This window comes from Mycolicibacterium sp. P4_G11, assembly GCF_056555145.1.
This window is the reverse complement of sequence record NZ_JBFUJW010000003.1, coordinates 480,825-504,042: the sequence shown is the minus strand read 5'-3', so window position 1 is coordinate 504,042 and position 23,218 is coordinate 480,825. Positions and strand designations below refer to the sequence as shown.

Below are 23,218 nucleotides of genomic sequence, written 5' to 3'. Positions count from 1 at the left end.
CATGCAAGGAATGCTCTCTCTAATGGAGAATAACATTCTCAATCAAGAGGGTGGGTCGGATAGAGTTCGGACGATGACGATCGATGAGCTCATCGCGGCGGCCTGCGGTGGTTCCCTCCGCGCGACCGGCCGGCTGCTGAGCCTGGTCGAGAGTCCGCGTCGGACTGAGGTTCTCGACGCCCTGGGCCCCCTCTGCGGCTTGGAGTCGCCGCGGGTGCTGGGCATCACCGGGCCGCCCGGTGCGGGGAAGTCGACGACCGTCGGCGCATTGGTCGGGGCGTACCGCGAGCGCGGGATGCGGGTGGCGGTGCTGGCCGTCGACCCGTCGTCGCCGTACAGCGGTGGTGCATTGCTGGGTGACCGTATCCGGATGGCCGCGCACATCAACGATCCCGACGTGTTGATCCGATCGGTCGCCACGCGCGGCCATCTCGGCGGCCTGGCCGCCGCGGTACCGGCCGCGATCCGGGTGCTCGCCGCGCTGTCCTATGACCTGATCGTGCTCGAAACCGTCGGCGTGGGTCAGTCGGAGGTCGAAGTCGCCGCGATCGCGGACCCGACGATCGTGATCCTCAATCCCGGTGCCGGCGACGCGGTCCAGGCTGCGAAGGCTGGTCTGCTCGAAGTCGCGGACATCGTCGTCGTGAACAAGGCCGACCGGGACGGCGCCGACCAGACGGTCCGCGATCTACGTGCCGAAAGCGCGGTGCCGATCCTCAAACTCATTGCCGCACAGGGTGAAGGGTTGCCCGAGCTGGTCGATGCGATCGACGCGCATCACCGGGCCGACAGCCCGGAACGGCGAACTGCCCGCGCCCGCGCACAGATCCTGTCGCTGGCACTCACCCGCCTGCGGGGCCACCCTGACCTCGAACTGCTCGCCGAGGCGGTCGCGAGCGGCGGCGATGACCCTTACTCGGCAGCGGAACGACTGATCGCCGGCGGAACCTAGAGGCCGAGCATCCGCCGGGTCATCTCCGAGAGTTGCGCGCGTAGGGTGTCGTCGTCGATGTCCGCGACCAGTGGGTGCATCACGGCGACGCTGATCGCGCTCGACAACATCGCCGCGTGCAGCCTGGCTGCGACGCCGTCGTCAGTGCCCAGCAGTGCGCCGTACAACCGCTCGACGAACCGCTGAAACGGCTCGTGTTCGGCTTGGAGCCGGATGATGACGGGGTCGAATTGCAGCACGTTCAACGCGCCACGACGATCGATGGCCAGGTCGATCACCTTGTCCAGCAACATTTCCCGGGCCTGGGCTGCGTGGCCGGCGGCCTCGGCGGAATCCAGCGCGTCCTCCAACTTGCCGAGTTCGCGCTCGGTGATGGCGACGACGATCTCTTCCTTGGTCTTGAACTGTTTGTAGACGGCGGCCTTCGTCACGCCCATGGTGTCGGCGATCATCTGCAGCGACGTGCCACTGACACCGTGCTCGGCGATCAGGGTCAGCGCGGCGTCGAGCACCCGGGTCTGTGCGGCGCTGCGCCGGCTACCGTGCGGAGGTAGCCGATCGGCAACCGGTTCGGCGGATGGAGGGAGTCCCCGGTGGACTTGCGACCCCAATGGATAAGCCTCTGGCTGGTAACGATTTTCGGTGCCATCATGGCCGTGGCATTTGTGGCCTTCCCAGGTTTCTGGCCGCCCATGCCACCCAGCATGACCGCTGTACAGGTAGCCGATTTCTACGCGCAGCACACGGCGTCGATCCGGTTCTCGATGGTCACATTCAACCTGTGCGCGATCATGCTGGTCCCGTTCTTCATGACGATCGTCGTGCAGATGAAGCGAATGTCGTTGCCCAGCCAGGTATTGGCGTACAGCTATCTCGGTGCCGCCGCGACGGGCGCGACGCTGTTCGCCATCGCCGACATCTTCTGGCTGATCGCGGCCTACCGGCCGGGGCGGGACCCTCAGCTGATCCTGCTGCTCAACGACATGGCCTGGCTCGTGTTCACCGCGCCGGTCGGGGCCGTTGTCGTGATGAATCTCGCTCTGGCTCTGGCGGTCTACCTCGACCGCCGGCCGACACCGATTTTCCCGCGCTGGGTCGCCGGATTCAACCTGCTCACCGCGGCGGCGATGACCCCTGCGGTGGGTGCGGTGATCTTCCAGGATGGGCCGCTGGCCTGGAACGGCGTCGTGTCGTTCTGGCTGCGACTCGGCGCCTTCTGCCTGTACCTCGTCGTCATGTTCGTGGTGGTGTGGTCGGCGATCAGTGCCCAGGCGAGGGAGCCATGACACTGGCCCCCGCCGCGACTCCGGCCTGGACGCAGAAGCCCAAGATCGACCAGTGGATCGCGTGGTGGACCATCCCGGTCTTCTACAACATCTTCGGGCTCATCTTCGTGGTGCTGACGCGGGTGATGCCGCCGCCGCGTCCCGACATCACGCCGGCCCAGATCGTGCAGTTCTTCGTCGACCACTCGCTGACCATCCGGATCGGCTTCGCGCTGCTGATGTTCTTCATCGGCTTCGCCAGCGTCGCCAACGGGCTCATCGCGCTACAGATCAAGCGGATGTCCGTCAGCCCCGTCTTCGCGTATGCGTACATCGGCGCCCTGGTCGTCGGCGGCCTGCCGGGCTGCCTGATTCCCGCATTCGCATTCGTGGCGGCCGCGCTACGTCCGGACCGCGACCCGCAGATCATGGTGATGCTGTACGACTGGTGCCTGCTGTCGTTCGTCGGCTCACTGGGGTGCTTCTGCACGCAGAACTTGGTGCTGGCACTGGCGATCTTCCTCGACCGCAATGACGTTCTGCCGAAATGGCTTGCCTACATGTCGATCTGGATGATCGTCACCGAACTGCTCGCCGCCCCGGTGTTCGTCTTCCGGTCCGGGCCGCTGGCCTGGAACGGGTCCATCAGCTTCTACCTCGGCACGGTGATCTTCGTGGTGTGGGAATTCTGCATGATCCGGCTGCTCTATGTAGCGATCCGGAACCAGCAGCCGAGCGAACAGATCCAGGACTGAAGCGATGGCGAATACCTCCACGGCGCACCTGCCGGCCAGCAAGGACCTCTGGGTCTTCGTCCTCGGCGACTTCGTGATCTTCGGCAGCTACTTCGTCATCTTCATGATCTCCCGCCGCCAGGAGCGGGACCTGTTCATCGAGTCGCAGCGGCATCTGAGCCTGAACATCGGCGTGGTCAACACATTGGTGCTGCTGGCCAGTTCGTGGTTCGTGGCGCGCGCCGTGCAGTTGGCCCGCAGCGGCGAGTTCGGGCGGGCCCGGAAACTGACCATCGGTGCCGGGCTGTGCGGGGTGGCCTTCATGCTCGTCAAAGCCATCGAGTGGTCATCGAAAATCGATCAGGGACACACCTTTCCGAGCAACAACTTCTTCATGTACTACTACATGCTGACCGGCGTGCACCTGTTCCACGTCGCGATCGGCCTGGTGTTCCTCGGCGTCGTCTATGCCGAACTGCGCAAGCGCAAACCGCTCGCACTGGTCGAGACCGGAGCGACGTACTGGCACATGGTCGACCTGCTGTGGGTCGTGATCTTCGCCCTGCTCTACGTGATGAGGTGAAACCGGGATGACCCCTGCCGCACGGACCACCGCTGTCTGGGCCGGACTGTCGGCGATCACGGTGGTGTCCTGGTTCCTGGCGCCCGCCCACCATGCCGAGCCCGTCACCGCGAGTACAGCGATAACCATCGCGGTACTGACACTGGCGCTCATCAAGACCCGCCTGATCATCGGCGAATTCATGGAGGTACGGACTGCACCGGTGTGGCTGAAGCTGGCCACCGACGGGTGGCTGGTGGTGCTGTTCGGCGCCATCGTGGCGATCTATCTTTGGTGAATTCAGTTGCACGGAAACGACGTTGAGTAGCTTGGGGAGATGAACGTGAATCCGGCCGATCCACAGGTTTGGGCTGACGTCGAGGCCATCAAACAGCTCAAAGCCCGCTACTGCCGGTTGCTGGACACCAAGGACTGGGCGGCGTGGCGGGACCTCTTCACCGACGACTTCGTCAGTGACACCAGCCAAGTGGGCGGCAAGATGATCCGTGGCGCCGACGAATTCGTGGCCTTCCTCCAGCGGACGCTGGGCAAGCCATCGCAACTGACCGTGCATCAGGTACACGCACCCGAGATCGAGCTGACGTCACCGTCGACCGCCACCGGTGTGTGGGCGCTGAACGATGTGATCCGGTTGGCGCCGGGGGTGAACCTGCAGGGCTACGGGCACTACCACGAAACCTATGAGAAGACCGACGGCCAGTGGCGGATCAAGGCATCCACGCTGACGCGGCTGCGCGAAGATCTGTTCAATCCCTTTTTCTCGGTGCGGATCTCGCCACGCATCCGCGACGTCGCCGGGCGGTTGTTCCCGGGCAGCTAGCGGTCGACCAGCGGTTCGCCCCATCTGGCCCGGATGGCGCCCCACGGGTCGGTGTATCGGCCAGGTTGGCCGCGAAACGCATCGTTGCGCTTCATGAAGACCGCGGCAAGCGGTGCCACCAAGCGCAGGGGATAGCGGGCCCAGCCGACCTCCCGGCGGAAGTCGGCAATCATCTGATCCCACGAAATATGCTGGAATGCAAGGGCTTCCTGCGCTCTGGTGGTGTCCATCCAGTCGGCGGCGGGATACCAGTCGTCGTCGCTGTCGGGGTTCCCGGGTCGTCCGGGTGGCGGTGTGTCTCCCAACCCGGCCGCCTGCATCATCGCTGCGCTCACTTGCCAATTCGCGATCTTGTGGGACTCATCGCCGGCGATCAGCAGGGTTTCACCGAGGACGTCGGCCGTGGTGGCCGCGGCGAGCGCCCATGCCGCGTCACGTGCATCTACGGTGTGTAACCGGCTGTCGGCGGGCAAGAGGCTGGAAAAGTAGGCGTTGTCGGCTCCCATGGCCATGGCCCCCGGCTCATGGCTCAACACCCCGCCGAGTCGCAGCACAGTCCAATCCAGCTCCGAAGACCGCACGATCAGTTCGGCTTCGGCCTTCTGCCGCCCGTAGGCGTCGAATGGGCGCAGGGGAGTGTCGGCGTACAGCAACTCACGACAGCGGTGCGGATTTCGTGGGCCGTACACACCCATGCTCGACGCGTGCACGAACCGTGGCCGTCGCGGCAGCGCCTCCGCGGCGCGGACCACGGTCTCGGTGGCCTCGACGTTGACTCGTCGGGCAAGCCCGGGGTTCCGGTAGATGTCGGGTGGGATGACCGCTGCCAGATGGATGATCGCGGCAGGTGACACGGCCGCGATCAGCTTCCGGGTGCCGTATGTGTCGGTCAGGTCGGCCCACTGGACCGTCACATTCGCCGGAAAACGCTGCGCCGCTTTGCGATTCGCCTTTGAATCGCGGCTGGTCGCCACCACGGGACGGCCCGATGCCGCCGCCCGCTCAACGGTCTGGCGGCCCACCAGGCCGAAGGCGCCGGTGACCAGTACGACGTCGGACGTCATTGTCCGGACCCTGCTGGCGGCCTGCTACTTCAGGCAGCTACCGGCGTCGATCGGCAGGGTGACACCGGTGATGTAGCGCGCATCGTCGGATGTCAGGAAGAGTGCCGCGTTGGCGATGTCCTCGGCGTAGACCCACGGAATCGGCAGGGTGTGGAACATCTGGCAGATGGGAGCCATGTCGTCGGCGGTCGGGTTCTCCAGATCGGGCCGGAACATCTTGAACGTGCCCTCGTTGTGCAGCATGTCGGTCGCGACGTGGGTGGGGTGCACCGAGTTGACGCGGATATTGTGGAATCCCAGTTCGACTGCGAATCCCCGCATCAGACCGACGACCCCGTGTTTGGCTGCGACGTAGTTACCGCACATCGGGTACGCCTTCAGTCCGCCGACCGAACTGGTCAGCACGATGGAGCCGCCGCGACCGCCGGCGATGACATGTGGGACAGCCGCTTTCACGGTCTTCCAGACGCCCGAGAGGTTGGTGTCGATCATCTCGTCCCAGTCCAGCATGCTGGTTTCGTGCAGCAGGTTGCCGCCGTTGCCGATGCCGGCGTTGGCGATGATGGTGTCGAGACGGCCCAGTTCCTCGACGCCCGCATCCACCGCGGATTTCAGCGCGTCGAAGTCGCGCACGTCGACCTGAGCGGTGAAAATCCGGCGGCCGAGACCCTTGACCAGACTGGCGGTCTCGGCGAGATCCTCTGGGGTGGACGCCGGGATGGCGGACTCTTCACCAGGTCTGATCGGCCCGCAGATGTCGACCGCGATGATGTCAGCGCCTTCGGTGGCTTGCAGTACCGCGTGGGCCCGGCCCTGGCCACGGGCCGCCCCGGTGATGAACGCGACCTTACCTTCGACTCTTCCGGCCATGTGATGCCTCAATTCCTCACTAGCAGTGGATATTTACCGTTTGTTGGGACCGGCGCTACAGCCGGAGGAGGGCTTCCTGCGCATAGGAGGCGACCAGTGCGCCATCGGCGGTCAGGATGTCGCCGCGGCCGAAGCACCGACTGTGTGCCGCCAGCGGGCTGTGCTGGCGCAGCAGCAGCCAGTCATCGGTGCGGAACGGGCGGTGGAACCACAGCGTGTGGGAGGTCACCGCGGAGGTGAAGGCGGTGCCGTTGCCGCGCTGGCTCAAACCGTCGAGCGGACGGATCGCGGTGCCGATCAACGTCAGGTCGGTGGCGTATGCGGCGAGCGCGGGAGCGAGCTCCGCGTCGACGGCGGGGGTGCGCATCCAGAGCGCGTATTCGGCCGGGCCGACTGCGGTTGTGTCGAGGCTGTCGAGGGAGCGGGTCTCCCAGGGGATCAGATCGATCTTCGCTTCGTGCTCGGGACCGAGAACGGTTGGGACGGAGTCGACGAACTGCTGATCGTGGCCGTCGTCGACGGCGTGCATCGAGATCGAAGCGGTCGCGACCGCGCCCTTGCTCTGGGAGGCGACGATCGACAGCGTCGCGAAAGAGCGGCCCTCGTGGTGGCGCGTCACCTCGTAGGTGATCGGCTCGTCGGCGCGGCCCTCACGCGGAAACACCGCGTGGATGGATTTGATCGCCTTGTCGGGCGTGGACAGGCAGGCGGCGCGGACGAACTGTCCGAGTAGTTGTCCGCCGAAAACCCGGTGATACTCCAGGGTCTGGTTACGTCCCGTGAAGCGGCCGGCGTCGTCAGACGACTGCGGAGCGAGATTCAGGCAATCGAGAAGATCGGTCCACAGGTCGGGCACCTACGCAGTGTAAGTCAAATTCTTGAATGTGAGAACCCAATTCTCACTTTTGTGCGGCAAAGCCGTTCGCGACGAAGTCCCAGACTTCGTCGCTGGTGATGGGGTGGACGGTTGCCTCGTCTTCGCCGCCGCTGGATTGGGCAATGAACATCACTGTCTGCATGGCCATCGCTGCCATCCGTCGGGGGTTGACCGTCGAGCGCAGTTCGCCTGCGGCACTGGCGCTTTCCATCAACTCGGCGAGTAGTGCCACCAGCGGTGCGTGGGCGATCTTCACCTCCGCCGGGTGAGTTACCAGGAGGCGGGGGGCGAAGTCGGTGAACAGGGGGCGCTTGGCCGCCGGGTCGGGGCGGCACAGTTCGTAGAGCAGCTCGATGGCGATCTTCAGTCGCTGCAGGGGGTCGGTCTCGCTGTCGGCGGCGGCCCGGATTTGGTCGGCCGCGCGGCTCATCGCATCTTCGAACAGCGCCAAGAGGAGTTCATGCTTGCCGTCGAACTGCAGGTAGAAGCTTCGCAGCGACTGGCGGGAGCGGTCGACGACCTCTTGGACGGTGAAGTCCGTGCTGCCCTTTTCGATGATGATCGACTGGGCCGCGTCCAGGAATCGCTGGACTCGTTGGGCTGCCCGGAGTTTCGCCGTCTTGATGGAGCGTTCGACAGCGCGCTGCTTCCAGGCCGGATCTTCCGTCGGGCTGGTCACAGTACACCCATGTCATCAGCGGAGAACATGCATGAACTGTACCTGAGAAGGGCCTGGTAACCGTTCGGCACGGGCCTTCTCATGTCCGGTGTCGGAGATCGTAACTGTCTCATGAAGAGAATGGTATTCTCAAGTACTGATCTCGGGAAGGGTTTGCTGATATGCAGCTGACGTTCGACGAGGACGTCGAGGCGTTCCGGGCAGAGTTCATCGACTTTCTCGAAACGCATCTGCCGTCGGAGGCAGCGTCGGTCGAGCGGCCCCGATCGACCGCACACATCCCGGACTGGGCGCGCCGCTGGCAGTGTCTGCTGTTCGACAACGGCTGGCTGCTGCCTGGAAATGCGCCCGAGTTCGGCGGACGCAACGCCACCCTGCTGCAGCAGTACGTGCATCAGGAGGAGATGTCCAAGCGCCGGATTCACCACAGCTTCAACCCGCAGGGTGTCGGCATCATCGCGGCATCGCTGCTGACCTTCGGTACGCCCGAACAGAAACAACGTTGGGCCGTACCGATTCTGCGTGCCGAGAAGACGGCAGCGCTGGGCATGAGCGAGCCCGGTGCGGGATCGGATCTCGCCTCCCTGTCGACGCGTGCGGTCCGTGACGGGGACCATTTCGTGCTGAACGGGCAGAAGGTGTGGACCTCCGGAGCGCACGATGCGGACGTCATCCTGACGTTCGTCCGTACCGATCCCGACGCGCCCAAACACCAGGGCATCAGCGTGCTGTTGGTACCGACGGACACCGCGGGCGTTGTGCGGCGGCCGTTCGCCTCCGCGTGTGACGCCGACGATCTCGACTTCAACGAAGTGTTCTTCACCGACGCCCGGGTTCCCGTCGAGAATCTCGTCGGGCCGCTGAACGAGGGCTGGCGGGTCGCCAACGGGTCGCTGGGCCACGAGCGCACGATGCTGTGGATGGGGTTCGCCGACCGACTGCAGGACTTCGTTGAGGACATCACGCCGACGACAGCGCGGGACCGCGATCGGTTCGCCACGTTGGTCATGGACAACCAGTCGTTGCGCCTGCTCGGGTCGGCGGCGCTGGCCCGAGCTGCACGCGGCGAGGAAGACGTGGCACGGATGTCGGTGCTGAAATTCCTTGGCTCAGAAGCGGTGCAGTCCGCATCCGAACTCGCGATGGATATCGCGGGCTCCGATGCCCTCATCCACCCGGCCATGACGTCACCGCATGTGCCGTTGAACCTCGACCCGCATGCCGGGAGTTGGTTCGATCGCTACGTCCGCAGCTTCGCCGGCACCATCGCAGGTGGTACGTCGGAAATCCAGCGCAACATCATCGCCCAGCGGGTGCTCGGCCTGCCGAGGTGACGGGCGGCCAAACACGCCAGTGCGGAGGCTCTTGCGACGACCCTGCGCCTCTTGCTGCGTGCGGCGTCGCCTACAGGCTGCTCGCGCGGCGGATGTGAACTCCACCCGCCGCGCGAACGCGAGTGCCGGGAAACACTATTGAGTTGACAAGGTGCACAGCGGGTTTCAGGTAGCGCGCAAGGCAACTAGGCGGCGGCGTCCAGTCGCAGGGTGCGGCGGTTGTAGGCGGGGATGGGTGTGCGATCCGGGTCGACGCTGGACGGTGGGATCAGCCAGGGGTGTCGGTCGATGCCCATGACGACGTCCCAGCCGAAGTGGTGGATATCGGCATGGCAGGCCGGACACAGCAGGCACCCGTTGTCGAGGCACGTTTCGCCATCAGGCGTCCAGTGCCGGATGTGGTGGCAGTGGGTGCGCCCCGCCGGCGCTCCGCACTTGATGCACCCGCCGTCGCGTAGGTACATCGCTTGACGCAAGTGTGGTGGGAACAGGCGTTTTTGACGTCCCATGTCGAGCGGTACTCGTTCGGCGTCGACGATGACGGTGGTGACCGCGGCATCGCATGACACCCGGTCCAGCAGGGCGCGGCTGATCGGCCCGAGATACTCGAGCGTCGACAGGTCCGGAGCATCGGCGGGCACCGTCACCAGCAGCTGGGTGCGCGGCGCGGATGCGATGTCGCCGCCGCGGGCGGCGATGTCCAACACCGCCTCCAACGCATCGGCCCGCCGCCGCGCAGCAGAGCGGGCATCCGGGCTGCCGTCGGGTTCGGGCCGCGGCGCCGACAGTTCCTCCATCGCAGCCACGTATTTGGCGCCGACTTCGGCATCCAGGTCCGCCCGGACCTGCACCCTGCCATCGGAAGTGACGCGGTGATCGGCGGAGTTGATAGACCGGTCTTCGGCGGCCGACAGCCCACCTTCGGCTGCCGCGACACGGTTACCCAGCCGCCGCGCCCGGTTGCCGATCTCAGCGGGCGTGGCCCCGGAGAAGAACTGCCCCAACAGATCGGTCACCTGTCGGAACCGGGCCTCCTCATCGACCGAGCCGGGTGCGCGGGATCGAATGTGGTTGATGCCCTTGACGATCGCATCGACATGCTCACCGGAGAGCGCCCCGTCTGCGGCATGCGCAGCGAGAGTGGGCAACAGCGGCAAGGCACCGCCCACCCGGACCAGTCGTTCCGCGACCGCGGGCGCGCACCCCAATGACATCAGCAGTTCCCGCGGCGTCCGCCCCTGCGCTGCGGCAACCCCCAGCCGGTCCAGCACCCCGCTCACCCTCGCGGCTAGATGATCAACCACGCCCCGGAGTAACAGCAGTACCCGCATGAGATTTACAGCGTCATCGCCCGCAATGTTCTCGGGAACGACCACGTCACGAAGGTGGTCGAGAAGAGGGTTGAGATCTGGTGCGATTCCCATAACAAATTATATCGAACAGACGTTCGAACAGCAAGAGAATCTTCCGCGGGTTGACTCATCAGAACTGCGCTGAAACGACATGTCGCCGCCTCGTCGAAGAATGCGCGCGTAGAGATGGTCCGCTGCGGGATGGCGGACGTGATGAATGGCGATGCACCCCAAAGCGGTGGCAGCGCGATGTCCACGGTCCCACCAGCGCGCGCTTGCTGGCACGAGGCATTCCGACCCGGGCGCAGTGGCGCAAGTGGCGCTGGTTACCTACCTGGCGAGCGCGAACAAAGTGACCAAGTTCTTGGCAAGCCAACTGGAGGTGACCGCTACAACTGAGCGAGCCGCGGCGCTGAACCCCGGGCCCGCAGGCCGCCGCCGGCCTTCTTGGTGAGTTCCCTTGAGCTGCCCAGTAATCCGTCGAGTACCAGCACCCGCTTCACATGGTGGTGCAGATCGTGCTCTGCGGTGAACCCGATGCCGGCGAGCACCTGCTGGCAGTTCTTCGCCGCGGTCAGCGCTGCCTTGCCTGCCGCGGCTTTGGCGAGCAGCGCGATCAGATCAGGGCTGTCCACCATTGGCACGGTCAGGGTCGCTTCGGCGCCCTCGATGGCGACGAGTGTTTCTGCCAGCCGGTGCCGGATCGCCTGGAAACCGGCGATGGGCCGACCGAACTGCACCCGGTCCAGCGCGTGCTGACGAGCCAGCGACAGCATCGCCCGGGCCGAGCCGACCAGCCACCAGCCCACGGCAATACGGGCCTCGGCCACGCGAATGGGATACCCCTCGTCCTCGCGTCGCAGCGGCAAACCGCCGAGTGTCGAGTCCACCCCGGCAGCGCCGCGGTCCCACACCACCCACGTGTTGCCTGTGTACGGCAGCGGCAGTTCGACGGTGTCACCGATGGTGTTGCCGGTGGCATGCAGCACCACATCCATGAGAACCGAAGCGTGTGAACCGGTTTCGCCGAGCAGTCGAAACACCAGTGGCACCGCCACGTCGGCCATGTCGGAGAGCATCTCGGCCCAGCCGAGCTCGGTGAGTGCGGTGTCCAGCTCGGGGCCGGACAATGTCAGCATCGTCTTGCGCAGAGTGTCTTCCAGCAGCGCGAGTGACTCGGCGTCGAGGTGTGCGGGCATGTCACTCCTTCCCGAGATCGAGCAGCCGGCGGGCGATGATGTTGCGCTGCACCTCGGCGGTTCCGCCGTAGATGGTGGCGGCTCGCGAGTACAGGTATTCGGTGCGCCACGGGGTTTCGTCGAGTTCGACGACACCGGGCAGCAGATCGCGCGCGGCATCGTAGAGCCGTTGTTCGGCTCCGGCCAGTAGCACTTTGTCGATCGAGGTGTCTGGGCCCAGCTTGTGCCCCTCGGCCAACCGGTGCTGGGTGGCTCGGGACCGGCAACGCAGCGTGTGCAGGGCCAGAAAGACCTCGCCCAGATCGGAATCCACGGGCTGCCCCTGGTTCTTGACGTCGTGGATCAGGGCGTCGAACCGCGAGTACAGGTAGGCGATGCGCTGCCAGAAGCAGGTCGAGCGCTCGTAGGGGAGCAGGTCCATCGCGAGTTGCCAACCGTCGCCGGGCTTTCCGAGCATCCGGCTCGGGTGTACCTCGACGTCGTCGAAGTAGACCTCGCAGAACTCGTCGACGTCGTGCATGGTGCGCAGCGGCCGCACGGTGATCCCGGGGGAGTCCATGTCGACGAAGAACGCGGTGATGGCTTGGTGGTTCGGGGTGTCCGCGTCGCCGGTGCGGGTCAGCAGGATGCACCGGTGCGAGAACTGCGCGAAGCTGGTCCACACCTTCTGGCCGTTGATGATCCACTTGTCGCCGCGCTGGACGGCGCGGGTGGTCAACGACGCCAGGTCACTGCCAGAGCCCGGCTCGGAAAACCCTTGGCACCATTGCTCTTCGCCGCTGAGCAGCTTCGGCACCATCTCGGCGGCCAACTCGGGCGATGCGTAGTCGATCATCGTCGGTGCCAGCACCTCGAGCATCGAGTACGGGCCGGGCTCGGCGAGCCGCCGGCCGACCACCTCTTCGCCGACGACGGCGCGCAGCATCGCGGGGCCGCCGAGCCCGCCGGCATGTTCGGGCCAGCCGTACCGGCTCCACCCGGCGTCGCACAGCGCCTTCTGCACTCGCGCGAACTGGCGGATGTGCCCTTCGAGCGAGTGGTCGGGCCCGGCGGCGAGATCCTGCTTGTCGAGCCAGGCGGACAGGTTGGCGCGAAACTCGGCTATCTCGGTCACGGGCGGGGGCGGCCTACCGCGTGCGGCTTGCCGGAGTCGTGTTCGCCACTGCGCCGGATGAAAGTCATTGCCCTGGTGCGCAATCGCCAGCCGTCTTCGGTGCGGACGTAGGTATCGCGGTAGTAGCCGATCCGCATGTCGTGGCTGGAGTGCTCGACGAAGCACAGGGGCTGGGTTCCGGTCGCGGTGTCGCCGTCGAGGTCGACCAGTGCGGTCCCGGTCATGAACAGGCCTTTGGGCGCCGCGTCGACCAATTCGGGAAACCGGTCCAGTGGGTACGTGTCGCCGAACGCGCTGTAGGTGCCGTCGGGAGTGAACACCGACACCAGACCGTCGATGTCGCCCTGGGTGATGGTGACCGCGTACTTGGCGAGGAGCTGCTGGATCGCGACGATCTCGTCAGTTGTCGACATAGACCTTTCCCCCTTTCATCACGAAGCTGACGTGTTGCGTAACGCTGATGTCGGACAACGGATCTGACGGCACGGCGATGATGTCGGCGAGCAGGCCTTCGGCGATTCGGCCGCGGTCGGTGACATTGAGCAGGTCGGCCGCGATGGTGGTGGCGCCCCGGAGCACCGCAAGCGGCGGCAGGCCCAATTCGACGAGAGTGACGAGTTCGTCGGCGTTCTTGCCGTGCGGGATGGCCGGTGCGTCGGTGCCGACTGCGACCTTCACCCCGGCTTCGTAGGCGGCCAGGATTGACTTGCGTGCAATGGGAAACATCTCGGCTGCCTTGGCCTGCAGTTCGGGTGGGGCGTGTGAGACGTCCATGGCGTCGGCCAGCCGCCGGGTGCTCACCAGGAAGGTGCCGTGCTGGACCATCGAGGCGATGGCCTCGTCATCGATCAGGAAGCCGTGTTCGATGCAGTCGATGCCGGCGTCGACGGCATGCATGACCGCTTCGGCGCCGTGTGTATGTGCGGCGACGCGCAGGCCGCGCCGATGTGCCTCGTCGACGATCGCGCGCAGTTCCTCGTCTGAATAGTGCTGTGCGCCAGGCGGGCCGGTCATCGACATGACGCCGCCCGAACAGCAGACCTTGATCAGCTGGGCGCCGTGCTTGATCTGGTAGCGGACCGCCTTGCGGATCTCGTCGACGCCGTTGGCGATGCCTTCCTCGATGGTGAGTTCCAGCGTGTTGGGGGCGAACGCGGCGAACATCGTGGGGTCCAGGTGGCCGCCTGTCGGGGTGATGGCGTGGCCGGCCGGCACGATGCGTGGTCCGTCGATCCAGCCGGCGTCGATCGCCTTGCCCAGCGCGACGTCGAGCAGATACCCGCCGGTCTTGACGAACAGGCCGAGGTTTCGCACCGTGGTGAACCCCGCGCGGAGGGTCCGGCGCGCATTGCCGACCGCGCGCAGCACCCGGGTCGGCGGATCGTCCTGAACCTGGGACAAGCCGGGGTTTTCGCCTCGGCCGCCCATCAGGAGGTTGACCTCCATGTCCATCAGGCCCGGCAGCAGGATCGCGTCGCCGAGGTCGATCACCTCACCTTCGACCGGACCTCCCACTCCCACGATCCGGTCACCGTCGACGCGCACGATGCCCGGGCGAACGATCTCCCCGGCGTCGACGTCAAGCAGCCCAGCGGCTTTGAGAGTGAGCACGGTCTAGACCACCGGCTCCTTGATGAGCTCTACCCACGCAGCACCGCTGTCGAGGACGCGCGGCTGCTTCCAGACCTCGACCGGGAAGGACACCATGACCACCGACTGCATGAGATGCATCAACCGCTTGGCGTCATCTGGCATGTCGTGCAACGGGAATCGGGCGTCCAGGTAGACCATGACCTCTTCCAGCCGGGCCAGGCCGACGTCGTAGAGGTCCTGCATCTCGGCCATGCTGGACGCCAGCCGCTTGGCGTAGCGCTCGGGCTCCGTCGCCAGAATCCAGTCGGAGAACCGCTCGAGGTCGGCGAATTCTGCTGGCAGCAAAGCTGTCTCAGACATGTGCAACTCTCCCATTCGTCGTCACGGACTGCTCGGACTTGTAGCCGTCGACATACTTGTGCGCAGTGTGGTGCAGGTGGCGCAGCAGAATCTCCTGATCGCACAACGGGAATTCGGTGACCGCTCGGGTGCCGATCTGAGTCTGGGTGGCCTCCAAAGTGTTGGCGTCCTGCAGGGCGTACTCCTTGAAGGTCACCGCCGCCAGTTCCTGCGAGAGTCGTTGCCGGGTGTTCTTCGGAGGGACGAAGTAGAGGTTCGCCTCGAAGATGTGGCTGTCCACGCCTGTGGGCCAGTAGTTGTAGGTGAGGTACCAGCCGGGAACCCACAGCAACAGCGTGAAGTTGGGGAAGAACTCGAAAGAGTCCTGGCCCCAGGTCTTCTGCCGCGCCGGGTTGACGGCCGGCGGAAGCTCGTCGGGCAGGATGCCCTTGATGTCGGGCCGGTCCCACGGACCGAACAGGCCGCTGTGCAGAATCCGTTCGATCGGCTTGACCATGCTGAGGTCCTTGGGCGGGCTCATGCCGCCCCAGGACGAGATCATCGAATGATCGCCCTTGATGTCGTAGTGCAGCGCCTCGAAGCCAACCTTGGCGAGCTTGTCGGCTTCCTCCTTGGTCGCCTGCTTCATGTGCAGGATCGGTGCGTGATAGAACTCGACGAAGGCGTCGATGAACAGCTTCCAGTTCGCCTTGATGTCCGAGCGATAGCTGTAGACCTCGGTCATCTCGTGGAAGGGGTAGCCCTCCAGACCTTTTGCGAAATCGCCGAGGTACTCGGCCAGCGGCGCGGCCTCGTCGTCGAAGTTGACGAAGACGAACCCTTCCCACACCTCGCAGCGCACCGGCTTGAGCGGGTAGTCGGCCTTGTCGATGTCGAAGAACTCCTGCTCCTGCTGGATGAACGTCAGGTCGCCGTTGAGCGCGTAACGCCAGGCGTGGTACTTGCAGGTGAACTGCCGGCAGGAGCCAGATACCTCCTCGCCCGGATAGTCGTTCCACACCAGCTTGTTGCCGCGGTGCCGGCACAGGTTGTAGAACGCCCGCACCGTCTCGTCTTTGTCCTTGACGATGATGATGGACGTCCCGGCACCGACCGACGGCATCTCGCGGGTGAAGTAGCTACCCACCTTGGGCAGCCGCTCGACGCGGCCCACGTGCAGCCAGGTCTTACGGAAGATGGCCTGCTGCTCCAGCTTCCACTGCTCCGGGTCGATGGAGTCGGTGTAGTCGACCGGTGCTGTGCCCAGTTCGGGCCAGTTCTCGGTCCAGCTGCCTGCAGCGGGTTTGGGGAAGTGGGCCATATGTTTACGTCTCCTTGTCCAGCTCTAAGCCAAATGTGTTGAAAGCCATTGCCAGCGCTGCATAGGTACCGATGGTGAACATCAGGTCCATCAGCTGACGCTCTTCGAGCCGCTCGCTCAGCGCTGACCAAGTGGCATCGGAAAGGTTGAACTTGTCGAGCAGTTCGTCGGCCGCGATCAGCACCGCTCGCTCGAAGTCGTCGCCGGCTTCTCCACGGGTGACGGCATCGATCTCATCGTCGGACAGTCCCACCTCACGCCCGATCTTGACGTGCTGGAACCATTCGTACTCGCTGCCCGTCCGGTGCGCGACGCGCAGAATGGCGAGCTCGCGGACCCGGTCCGGCAGTGTCGACGAATACAGGAGATAGAAGCTGTACCGAAGGTAAGGCCTGGCCAGCTTCGGGTGGCGGGCAAGCGTGCCGATCAGATTGCTCACTTTTTCTGGATCGCGCTGCTCGTCCGATACGAGGCCTGCCAGAGCCGTGTCGACCTCGTCGTCCCAGCGATCCGCGGGAAGCGGGGGAAGCCGCATCAGGCCTGTTCCTCTCGTCGATGAGAATGGGATTCTCATTTCTGACTAATACATTTGCACGTTTCGTCGCCGCGGTCAACGCCGGGTCTTGTTTGGCGTGGCGTGTTGCCTGGTTGCGCAGCGTATCGCGCCCTAGACGTTGATTCTCTCTACAAGAGAAGCTAGTTTCCATTCATAGAGAACTGAGCGGGAGGAAGGGCTGTAATGAACAAGGACGACATGATCCTGATCAGCGTGGACGACCATCTGGTCGAACCGCCGGACATGTTCAAGAACCACCTCCCCGCGAAGTACCTCGACGACGCGCCCCGCCTGGTGCACAACGCCGACGGCAGCGACATGTGGAAGTTCCGCGACGTCGTCATTCCGAACGTCGCGCTGAACGCGGTAGCCGGCCGCCCCAAGGAGGAGTACGGGCTGGAACCGCAGGGTCTCGATGAGATCCGGCCTGGCTGCTACAACGTCGACGAGCGGGTCAAGGACATGAACGCCGGCGGCATCCTGGGCTCCATCTGTTTCCCGTCGTTCCCCGGCTTCGCGGGCCGGTTGTTCGCCACCGAGGACGAGGACTTCTCGCTCGCGCTGGTGCAGGCCTACAACGACTGGCACATCGACGAGTGGTGTGGTGCCTACCCCGCTCGTTTCATTCCGATGGCCATCCCGGTGATCTGGAATGCCGAGAAGTGCGCGCAGGAGGTGCGGCGCGTCGCCAAGAAGGGCGTGCATGCGCTGACCTTCACGGAGAACCCGGCGGCCATGGGATACCCCAGCTTCCACGATCCGTACTGGAACCCGCTGTGGGAAGCGCTGTGCGACACCGGAATGGTGATGAACATCCACATCGGGTCGTCGGGAAAGCTGGTCATGACCGCGCCCGACGCCCCGTTGGACGTCATGATCACCCTGCAGCCCATGAATATCGTGCAGGCTGCCGCCGACCTGTTGTGGTCGCGGCCCATCAAGGAATATCCGGACCTCAAGATCGCGCTGTCCGAGGGTGGCACCGGGTGGATTCCGTACTTCCTCGAGCGCGCGGACCGCACTTACGAGATGCACTCGACCTGGACCAAGCAGGACTTCAAGGGCAAGATTCCCAGTGAGGTGTTCCGTGAGCACTTCCTGACGTGCTTCATCAGCGACCCCGTGGGTGTCACGCTGCGCAACAACATCGGCATCGACAACATCTGTTGGGAAGCCGACTACCCGCACAGCGACTCGATGTGGCCGGGTGCGCCCGAAGAACTGTGGGACGTGTTGTCCGCCAACAGTGTTCCGGACGACGAGATCAACAAGATCACGCACGAGAACGCGATGCGTTGGTACAACTTCGATCCGTTCCAGCACATCTCGCGTGAGCAGGCCACCGTGGGCGCGCTGCGTAAGGCGGCCGAGGGTCACGACGTGTCGATTCAGGCGCTCAGCCATCATGACCAGGGCGCTCGGGGTGAGGCGCTGCACGCTGCGGCGGAGGCCAACAGTTGACCTCATCGGGCATGAACTTCGCGCTGTCCGAAGATCAGGAACTCATCCGGTCATCGGTAGCGGAGTTGGCGGCCAAGTTCGACGACCACTACTGGATGGAGAAGGACCAGGCACACGAATTCCCCCAGGAGTTCTACGACGCCATCGCCAAGGGCGGCTGGCTCGGCATGACGATCCCGGAGGAGTACGGCGGGCACGGTCTCGGCATCACCGAGGCGACCCTGCTGCTCGAGGAAGTGGCCCGGTCCGGGGCTGCGATGAACGGCGCCAGTGCCATTCACCTGTCGATCTTCGGTATGCAACCGGTCGTCAAACACGGCTCGGAGGAGATGAAGAAGGAGACGCTGCCGCGCATCGTCAACGGCGACCTGCACGTCTGTTTCGGTGTCACCGAACCTGGCGCGGGCCTGGACACCTCGCGCATCACGACCTTCGCCAAGCGTGAGGGCGACAAATACCGCATCAACGGCCGAAAAGTCTGGATTTCCAAAGCCATTGAGTCGGAGAAGATCCTGCTGCTGACGCGCACCACGCCGTACGACCAGGTCACCAAGAAGACCGACGGCATGACGCTGTTCCTGACCGACCTCGACCGCGACCACGTGGACATCCGGCCGATCCGCAAGATGGGCCGCAACGCCGTCAGCTCCAATGAGGTTTTCATCGACGACCTCATGGTGCCGGTGGCCCACCGGGTCGGTGAGGAAGGCCAAGGGTTCAAGTACATCCTCGACGGGCTCAACCCGGAGCGAATGCTCATCGCTGCCGAAGCTCTGGGCATCGGCCGGGTCGCGCTGGAGAAGGCCGTCAAGTACGGCAACGAGCGCCACGTGTTCAACCGCCCGATCGGCATGAACCAAGGCCTGCAGTTCCCGCTGGCCGACTCGCTGGCCCGCCTCGATGCGGCCGAGCTGATCCTGCGCAAGGCGACGTGGCTCTACGACAACGGGAAACCTTGTGGGCGCGAGGCGAATACCGCGAAATACCTGTGTGCCGACGCGGGATTCGCCGCGGCCGACCGCGCCCTGCAATTGCACGGCGGCATGGGATATTCCGAGGAGTACCACGTGTCGCGGTACTTCCGGGAATCCCGTCTGATGAAGATCGCACCCGTGAGCCAGGAGATGATCCTGAACTTTCTCGGCGAACATGTGCTCGGACTGCCGAGGAGCTACTGATGAGGACGTACTTCGACCTGACCGGGCGCTCGGCGCTGGTCACGGGTGCCGCCGGGGGCATCGGCTCGGCGGTGGCGGGCGCCCTGGCGGCCGCGGGGGCGGCTGTGCTCGTCACCGATCTCGACAAGGACGCGGCTGCCGCTGTGGCCGAACGTATTTCGCAGGAGGGTGGCCGGGCTGAGTCCGCCGCGCTCGACGTCTCGGACCGCGATTCGGCAGACGCTGCCGTCGCGCAAGCGGCGCTACTGGGTGACGGGGCGCTGCACATCCTGATCAACAACGCCGGCGTCACCAAGCCTGCGATGTTCGAGAAGACGACGCAGGATGCGTTCCGGCTGCTGTTCGACATCCATGTGATGGGCGCGTTCAACGTCACGCAGGCCGCACTGTCGTACCTCCCGACGGACGGTACCGGGCGCATCGTCAACGTCACGTCGGCAGCCGGGCTGACCGGGACCCTCGGGCAGGTCAACTATTCGGCTGCCAAGGCCGGCATCATCGGGTTCACGAAATCGCTTGCACGCGAGCTTGCGTCGAAGAGCATCACGGTCAACGCATTGGCCCCGCTGGCGGCAACGCCGATGACCGAGACCATCCGTACCAACGAGAAGTTCGCGGCGAACATGATGAACCGCATCCCGATGAAGCGCTGGGCCGCTCCTGACGAGGTCGCCGGCGCGTTCGTCTTCATGGCTTCCGATGCGGCGTCGTACATCACCGGCCAGGTGTTGCCGGTGGACGGCGGGATGGTGATGTGACCCTCGGGGGTAGGAGCGTAGCGACCGGAGGGACTGACTCAGCACCACTTTCGGGCGTGACGGTGATCGCCCTCGAACAGGCCGTGTCCGCGCCGATGTGTACCCGCACCCTGGCAGACTTCGGCGCCCGGGTCATCAAGGTGGAAAATCCGAAGGGCGGGGATTTCGCTCGCGACTACGACGACGTCGTGATAGGTCAAGCGGCGCACTTCGTCTGGGCCAACCGCGGCAAGGAATCGGTGACCCTCGATCTGAAGACGGACGACGGTCTGGCCATTCTGCATCGACTACTGGACCGCGCGGATGTCCTGGTGTCGAACCTGGCGCCGGGCGCTACTGCGCGACTGGGCATCTCGCCCGTCGACTTGGCCGACTCGCATCCCGGCGTCATCGCCGTCGAGATCGACGGCTACGGCGCCGGTGGACCGCTGTCGCACAAGCGGGCCTACGACCTGCTGGTGCAGGCCGAGTCGGGGACGTGTGCCATCACCGGGCAAGCCGGCGCACCGGCCAAGCCCGGCCCGCCGGTAGCCGACATCTCGTCGGGGCTGTACTCGGCGATTTCGATTCTGGCCCTGCTGTTTTCCCGTGACTCGCGATCTCGCCGTGGCGGCGGGGTGAACGTCAGTCTGTTCGACACGATGACAGAACTGATGGGGTATCCGCTGACCTACACCCAGCACTCCGGCATCGACCAGCAGCCCCTCGGCATGAGCTCGCCGACGGTGTCACCGTACGGGGCCTTCGAAACCGCTGACGGCCAGACCGTAGTGCTGGGCACCACCAATGACCGCGAATGGCAGCGCCTGGCGCGCGACATCATCGGCCGTCCCGACCTCGCCGACGATGCCAGGTTCGCCACCAACTCCAGCCGGTGCGAACACCGCGATGTACTGAACGAAGCGATCGGGTCATGGTGCGCCACCAACGATCTGGCTGATATTCAGAAGGTCGCCGATGAAGCCGGCATCGGCAACTCCCGCTACAACCTGCCCAGCGAGGTGCTGGTGCACCCACAACTGTCCGAGCGTGACCGCTGGCGCAGGGTCGACACGCCTGCCGGCCCGATCGACGCGATCCTGCCGCCGCCCATCATCGACGGCTTCGAGTTTCCGATGGGCGCGGTGCCCGGTCTCGGCCAGCACACCGATGCCATCCTGGCCGAATTCGGCTTCACCGGTGAGGAGATCGCCGGACTGCGCCGACGCGGTGCCATCGGATGAGTGTGCTGCTGTGTGAGGACCGTGACGGCGTCCGCACTTTGACGCTGAATCGTCCGGAACGAAAGAACGCCATCAACCCCGAACTGTGGGTGCGGCTGGCCGAGGAGCTACGCGCCGCAGACCGCGATCCGGACTTACGTGCGGTGGTGCTCACCGGTGCCGGGGGCGCGTTCTGCTCGGGAGCGGATATCTCGGAGCCGGAGGACATCCACCCACTGCGCAAACTGCAGAAGCTCACCGATGTCGCGGTGGCGCTGCATGAACTGTCGTTGCCCACCATCGCCAAGGTGACCGGGGTCGCCGTCGGTGCGGGCTGGAACCTGGCGCTCGGTTGTGACTTCGTGGTCGCCACCCCGGAATCGCGGTTCTCCCAGATCTTTTCGAAGCGTGGGCTGTCGCTGGACCTCGGTGGCTCGTGGTTGCTGCCCAAAATTGTCGGCCTACAGCAGGCCAAAAGGCTTGCGCTGCTGGCCGATACGATCGACGCCGACGAGGCTCGGGCGCTGAACCTGGTGACGTGGGTGGTGTCCGGCGCAGAGATCGACGGGTTCGTCGACGAGCTGGCGGCGCGGCTGGCGGCCGGGCCGCCGGTCGCGCTCGGCCAGGCGAAGGCGTTGCTGAACCAGGGTGCCGACGCCACGATGCGCGAAGCGCTGGCCAACGAATCCCGCGCGCAGGCAGTCAATTTCGCCACCGCGGACGCCGCCGAGGCATACGCGGCGTTCGCCGCCAAGCGGGAACCGACATTCACCGGCCGATGGGCAGTGCCCAGATTGGAGTCTTGATGCGCCGCGACCTGTTCACCGAGGACCACGAAGCCTTCCGCAAGCTGGTCCGCGACTTCGTCGCCAAAGAGGTCGAACCGTTCTTCGCCGACTGGGAGAAGGCCGGCCAGATGCCCCGTGCGATCTTCGAGCAGATGGGCTCATTGGGCATGCTGGGGATGGCCATCCCCGAGGAGCACGGCGGATCGGGATTGCCTGACTACCGCTACAACGTCGTGCTGCAGGAGGAAGCGGCGCGTGCGCTGGTGACGTTGTCGACGGTCCGCACGCAACTCGACGTGATCCTGCCGTACTTCCTGCACTACGCCAACGACGAACAGCGTGTCCGCTGGTTTCCGGGGCTTGCCGCCGGCACCCTGTTGACCGCCATCGCCATGACCGAGCCCGGTACGGGATCCGACCTTGCCGGAGTGCGCACCACCGCGGTCCGCGACGGCGACACCTATGTGCTCAACGGTGCCAAGACTTTCATCACCGGCGGACTGCTGGCCGACCTGGTCATCGTGGTGGCCCGGACGTCGACCGACCCCGACAATCGGCGCCGAGGGTTGTCGCTGCTCGTCGTCGAGGACGGTATGCCGGGCTTCGAGAAGGGCCGGGTGCTGGACAAGATGGGCTGCAAGGAGCAGGACACCGTCGAACTCGCCTTCACTGATGTGCGGGTGCCCGCGGCCAACCTGCTGGGGGAGGAGGGCGAGGCGTTCGGCTACCTCGGCCACAACCTGCCACAGGAGCGGATGACGGTTGCTGTCGGGTCTGTCTGCCAGGCGCGCGCCGCGGTGACCACAACCATCGAATATGTCAAGGAACGCAAGGCATTCGGCACGCCGGTGGCGTCGTTCCAGAACACCAAGTTCGAACTCGCCGCGATGTCGGCCGAGATCGAGGCGGCCCAGACCATGGTCGACAAGGCCGTCTGCGAGCTGAATGCGGGGGAGTTGTCCGGTGCCGATGCCGCGCGGGTGAAGCTGTTCTGCACCGAGGTGCAGGCCCGCGTGGTCGACCGCTGCGTCCAGTTGTTCGGCGGCTACGGCTACATGCTGGAGTACCCGATCACGCGGCTCTACATGAACGCCCGCGTGGCCCGCATCTACGCCGGTACGAGCGAGGTGATGAAACTGATCATCGCCAAATCGCTGGGTCTGTAGGCAACCGGCGAAC

Annotated in this window: 26 protein-coding genes; 13 read left to right on the top strand and 13 right to left on the bottom strand. The window is 65.0% G+C overall.

Annotation, left to right across the window (positions count from 1 at the left end):
- The first annotated feature begins 73 nt into the window (after positions 1–73).
- Positions 74–952 (top strand): methylmalonyl Co-A mutase-associated GTPase MeaB, encoded by an 879-nt coding sequence (meaB, locus tag AC1U2B_RS08375; RefSeq protein WP_480216418.1) that lies wholly within the window; start codon positions 74–76, stop codon positions 950–952.
- Here the strand turns inward: meaB and AC1U2B_RS08370 are convergent.
- Entirely contained in the window at positions 949–1,563 is a 615-nt protein-coding gene (locus tag AC1U2B_RS08370) for a TetR/AcrR family transcriptional regulator (RefSeq protein WP_480216417.1), read from the bottom strand. The two genes, meaB and AC1U2B_RS08370, sit on opposite strands and share 4 nt — an antisense overlap.
- Before the next feature lie 39 nt (positions 1,564–1,602).
- Here AC1U2B_RS08370 and AC1U2B_RS08365 point away from each other — a divergent pair, with 39 nt between their 5' ends.
- Genes AC1U2B_RS08365 through AC1U2B_RS08345 form a run of 5 tightly spaced genes read left to right on the top strand, consistent with a single transcriptional unit; the run spans position 1,603 to position 4,354 of the window.
- A complete protein-coding gene (locus tag AC1U2B_RS08365; protein WP_480216416.1) occupies positions 1,603–2,238 on the top strand; it encodes a hypothetical protein in 636 nt (211 codons plus the stop codon).
- Positions 2,235–2,972: a hypothetical protein gene (locus tag AC1U2B_RS08360; protein ID WP_480216415.1), complete on the top strand. Its 738-nt coding sequence runs from the start codon at positions 2,235–2,237 to the stop codon at positions 2,970–2,972. Before AC1U2B_RS08365 ends, AC1U2B_RS08360 begins: the two co-directional genes overlap by 4 nt.
- 4 nt (positions 2,973–2,976) lie before the next feature.
- Entirely contained in the window at positions 2,977–3,534 is a 558-nt protein-coding gene (locus tag AC1U2B_RS08355; protein ID WP_480216414.1) for a cytochrome c oxidase subunit 3, read from the top strand.
- A 7-nt stretch (positions 3,535–3,541) separates the two neighbouring features.
- Complete coding sequence (locus AC1U2B_RS08350) at positions 3,542–3,811, top strand: cytochrome C oxidase subunit IV family protein (protein WP_043985412.1); 270 nt, start codon at positions 3,542–3,544, stop codon at positions 3,809–3,811.
- Positions 3,812–3,850: 39 nt separating this feature from the next.
- The gene (locus AC1U2B_RS08345) at positions 3,851–4,354 is read left to right on the top strand and encodes a nuclear transport factor 2 family protein (protein ID WP_480216413.1); all 504 of its coding nucleotides are present in this window, start codon (positions 3,851–3,853) and stop codon (positions 4,352–4,354) included.
- On the opposite strand, the gene AC1U2B_RS08340 is transcribed toward AC1U2B_RS08345, so the two are convergent.
- Genes AC1U2B_RS08340 through AC1U2B_RS08325 form a run of 4 tightly spaced genes read right to left on the bottom strand, consistent with a single transcriptional unit; the run spans position 4,351 to position 7,844 of the window.
- The gene (locus tag AC1U2B_RS08340) at positions 4,351–5,418 is read right to left on the bottom strand and encodes an NAD-dependent epimerase/dehydratase family protein (protein ID WP_480216412.1); all 1,068 of its coding nucleotides are present in this window, start codon (positions 5,416–5,418) and stop codon (positions 4,351–4,353) included. The genes AC1U2B_RS08345 and AC1U2B_RS08340 overlap by 4 nt on opposite strands.
- Before the next feature lie 24 nt (positions 5,419–5,442).
- Positions 5,443–6,288, bottom strand: a complete 846-nt coding sequence (locus tag AC1U2B_RS08335; RefSeq protein WP_480216411.1) for a mycofactocin-coupled SDR family oxidoreductase — start codon at positions 6,286–6,288, stop codon at positions 5,443–5,445.
- Between the two features lie 55 nt (positions 6,289–6,343).
- On the bottom strand, positions 6,344–7,144 hold the full coding sequence (locus AC1U2B_RS08330) for an acyl-CoA thioesterase (protein WP_480216410.1): 801 nt from the start codon (positions 7,142–7,144) through the stop codon (positions 6,344–6,346).
- 43 nt (positions 7,145–7,187) lie between these two features.
- Complete coding sequence (locus AC1U2B_RS08325; RefSeq protein ID WP_043394863.1) at positions 7,188–7,844, bottom strand: TetR/AcrR family transcriptional regulator; 657 nt, start codon at positions 7,842–7,844, stop codon at positions 7,188–7,190.
- A gap of 161 nt (positions 7,845–8,005) precedes the next feature.
- Between AC1U2B_RS08325 and AC1U2B_RS08320 the strand changes: the two genes are divergently transcribed.
- Positions 8,006–9,178: an acyl-CoA dehydrogenase family protein gene (locus tag AC1U2B_RS08320; protein WP_480216409.1), complete on the top strand. Its 1,173-nt coding sequence runs from the start codon at positions 8,006–8,008 to the stop codon at positions 9,176–9,178.
- A gap of 185 nt (positions 9,179–9,363) precedes the next feature.
- On the opposite strand, the gene AC1U2B_RS08315 is transcribed toward AC1U2B_RS08320, so the two are convergent.
- From AC1U2B_RS08315 to AC1U2B_RS08280, 8 genes are all read right to left on the bottom strand, one after another.
- Entirely contained in the window at positions 9,364–10,602 is a 1,239-nt protein-coding gene (locus tag AC1U2B_RS08315; RefSeq protein WP_480216408.1) for an HNH endonuclease, read from the bottom strand.
- A gap of 317 nt (positions 10,603–10,919) precedes the next feature.
- Complete coding sequence (locus tag AC1U2B_RS08310; RefSeq protein ID WP_480216407.1) at positions 10,920–11,729, bottom strand: acyl-CoA dehydrogenase family protein; 810 nt, start codon at positions 11,727–11,729, stop codon at positions 10,920–10,922.
- Between the two features lies 1 nt (position 11,730).
- On the bottom strand, positions 11,731–12,843 hold the full coding sequence (locus tag AC1U2B_RS08305) for an acyl-CoA dehydrogenase family protein (protein WP_480216406.1): 1,113 nt from the start codon (positions 12,841–12,843) through the stop codon (positions 11,731–11,733).
- On the bottom strand, positions 12,840–13,256 hold the full coding sequence (locus AC1U2B_RS08300; protein ID WP_480216405.1) for a nuclear transport factor 2 family protein: 417 nt from the start codon (positions 13,254–13,256) through the stop codon (positions 12,840–12,842). The genes AC1U2B_RS08305 and AC1U2B_RS08300 overlap by 4 nt, the downstream gene beginning before the upstream one ends.
- Complete coding sequence (locus AC1U2B_RS08295) at positions 13,243–14,454, bottom strand: metal-dependent hydrolase family protein (RefSeq protein WP_480216404.1); 1,212 nt, start codon at positions 14,452–14,454, stop codon at positions 13,243–13,245. Before AC1U2B_RS08295 ends, AC1U2B_RS08300 begins: the two co-directional genes overlap by 14 nt.
- Positions 14,455–14,457: 3 nt before the next feature.
- Positions 14,458–14,796, bottom strand: a complete 339-nt coding sequence (locus tag AC1U2B_RS08290; RefSeq protein WP_043395291.1) for a hypothetical protein — start codon at positions 14,794–14,796, stop codon at positions 14,458–14,460.
- A complete protein-coding gene (locus tag AC1U2B_RS08285) occupies positions 14,789–16,096 on the bottom strand; it encodes an aromatic ring-hydroxylating oxygenase subunit alpha (RefSeq protein WP_043394875.1) in 1,308 nt (435 codons plus the stop codon). Before AC1U2B_RS08285 ends, AC1U2B_RS08290 begins: the two co-directional genes overlap by 8 nt.
- A 4-nt stretch (positions 16,097–16,100) precedes the next feature.
- On the bottom strand, positions 16,101–16,631 hold the full coding sequence (locus AC1U2B_RS08280) for a carboxymuconolactone decarboxylase family protein (protein WP_043394877.1): 531 nt from the start codon (positions 16,629–16,631) through the stop codon (positions 16,101–16,103).
- Between the two features lie 204 nt (positions 16,632–16,835).
- Here AC1U2B_RS08280 and AC1U2B_RS08275 point away from each other — a divergent pair, with 204 nt between their 5' ends.
- Genes AC1U2B_RS08275 through AC1U2B_RS08250 form a run of 6 tightly spaced genes read left to right on the top strand, consistent with a single transcriptional unit; the run spans position 16,836 to position 23,205 of the window.
- A complete protein-coding gene (locus AC1U2B_RS08275; RefSeq protein WP_480216403.1) occupies positions 16,836–18,113 on the top strand; it encodes an amidohydrolase family protein in 1,278 nt (425 codons plus the stop codon).
- A gap of 11 nt (positions 18,114–18,124) precedes the next feature.
- Positions 18,125–19,291: an acyl-CoA dehydrogenase family protein gene (locus tag AC1U2B_RS08270; protein ID WP_043394882.1), complete on the top strand. Its 1,167-nt coding sequence runs from the start codon at positions 18,125–18,127 to the stop codon at positions 19,289–19,291.
- Positions 19,291–20,049, top strand: a complete 759-nt coding sequence (locus AC1U2B_RS08265; protein ID WP_480216402.1) for an SDR family NAD(P)-dependent oxidoreductase — start codon at positions 19,291–19,293, stop codon at positions 20,047–20,049. Before AC1U2B_RS08270 ends, AC1U2B_RS08265 begins: the two co-directional genes overlap by 1 nt.
- Before the next feature lie 56 nt (positions 20,050–20,105).
- Positions 20,106–21,272 carry a CaiB/BaiF CoA transferase family protein gene (locus AC1U2B_RS08260; RefSeq protein ID WP_480216401.1) on the top strand — a complete coding sequence of 389 codons (1,167 nt, stop codon included), beginning with the start codon at positions 20,106–20,108 and terminating at the stop codon, positions 21,270–21,272.
- Positions 21,269–22,057, top strand: a complete 789-nt coding sequence (locus tag AC1U2B_RS08255; protein WP_480216400.1) for an enoyl-CoA hydratase/isomerase family protein — start codon at positions 21,269–21,271, stop codon at positions 22,055–22,057. Before AC1U2B_RS08260 ends, AC1U2B_RS08255 begins: the two co-directional genes overlap by 4 nt.
- On the top strand, positions 22,057–23,205 hold the full coding sequence (locus tag AC1U2B_RS08250) for an acyl-CoA dehydrogenase family protein (protein ID WP_480216399.1): 1,149 nt from the start codon (positions 22,057–22,059) through the stop codon (positions 23,203–23,205). Before AC1U2B_RS08255 ends, AC1U2B_RS08250 begins: the two co-directional genes overlap by 1 nt.
- Positions 23,206–23,218 lie beyond the last annotated feature (13 nt).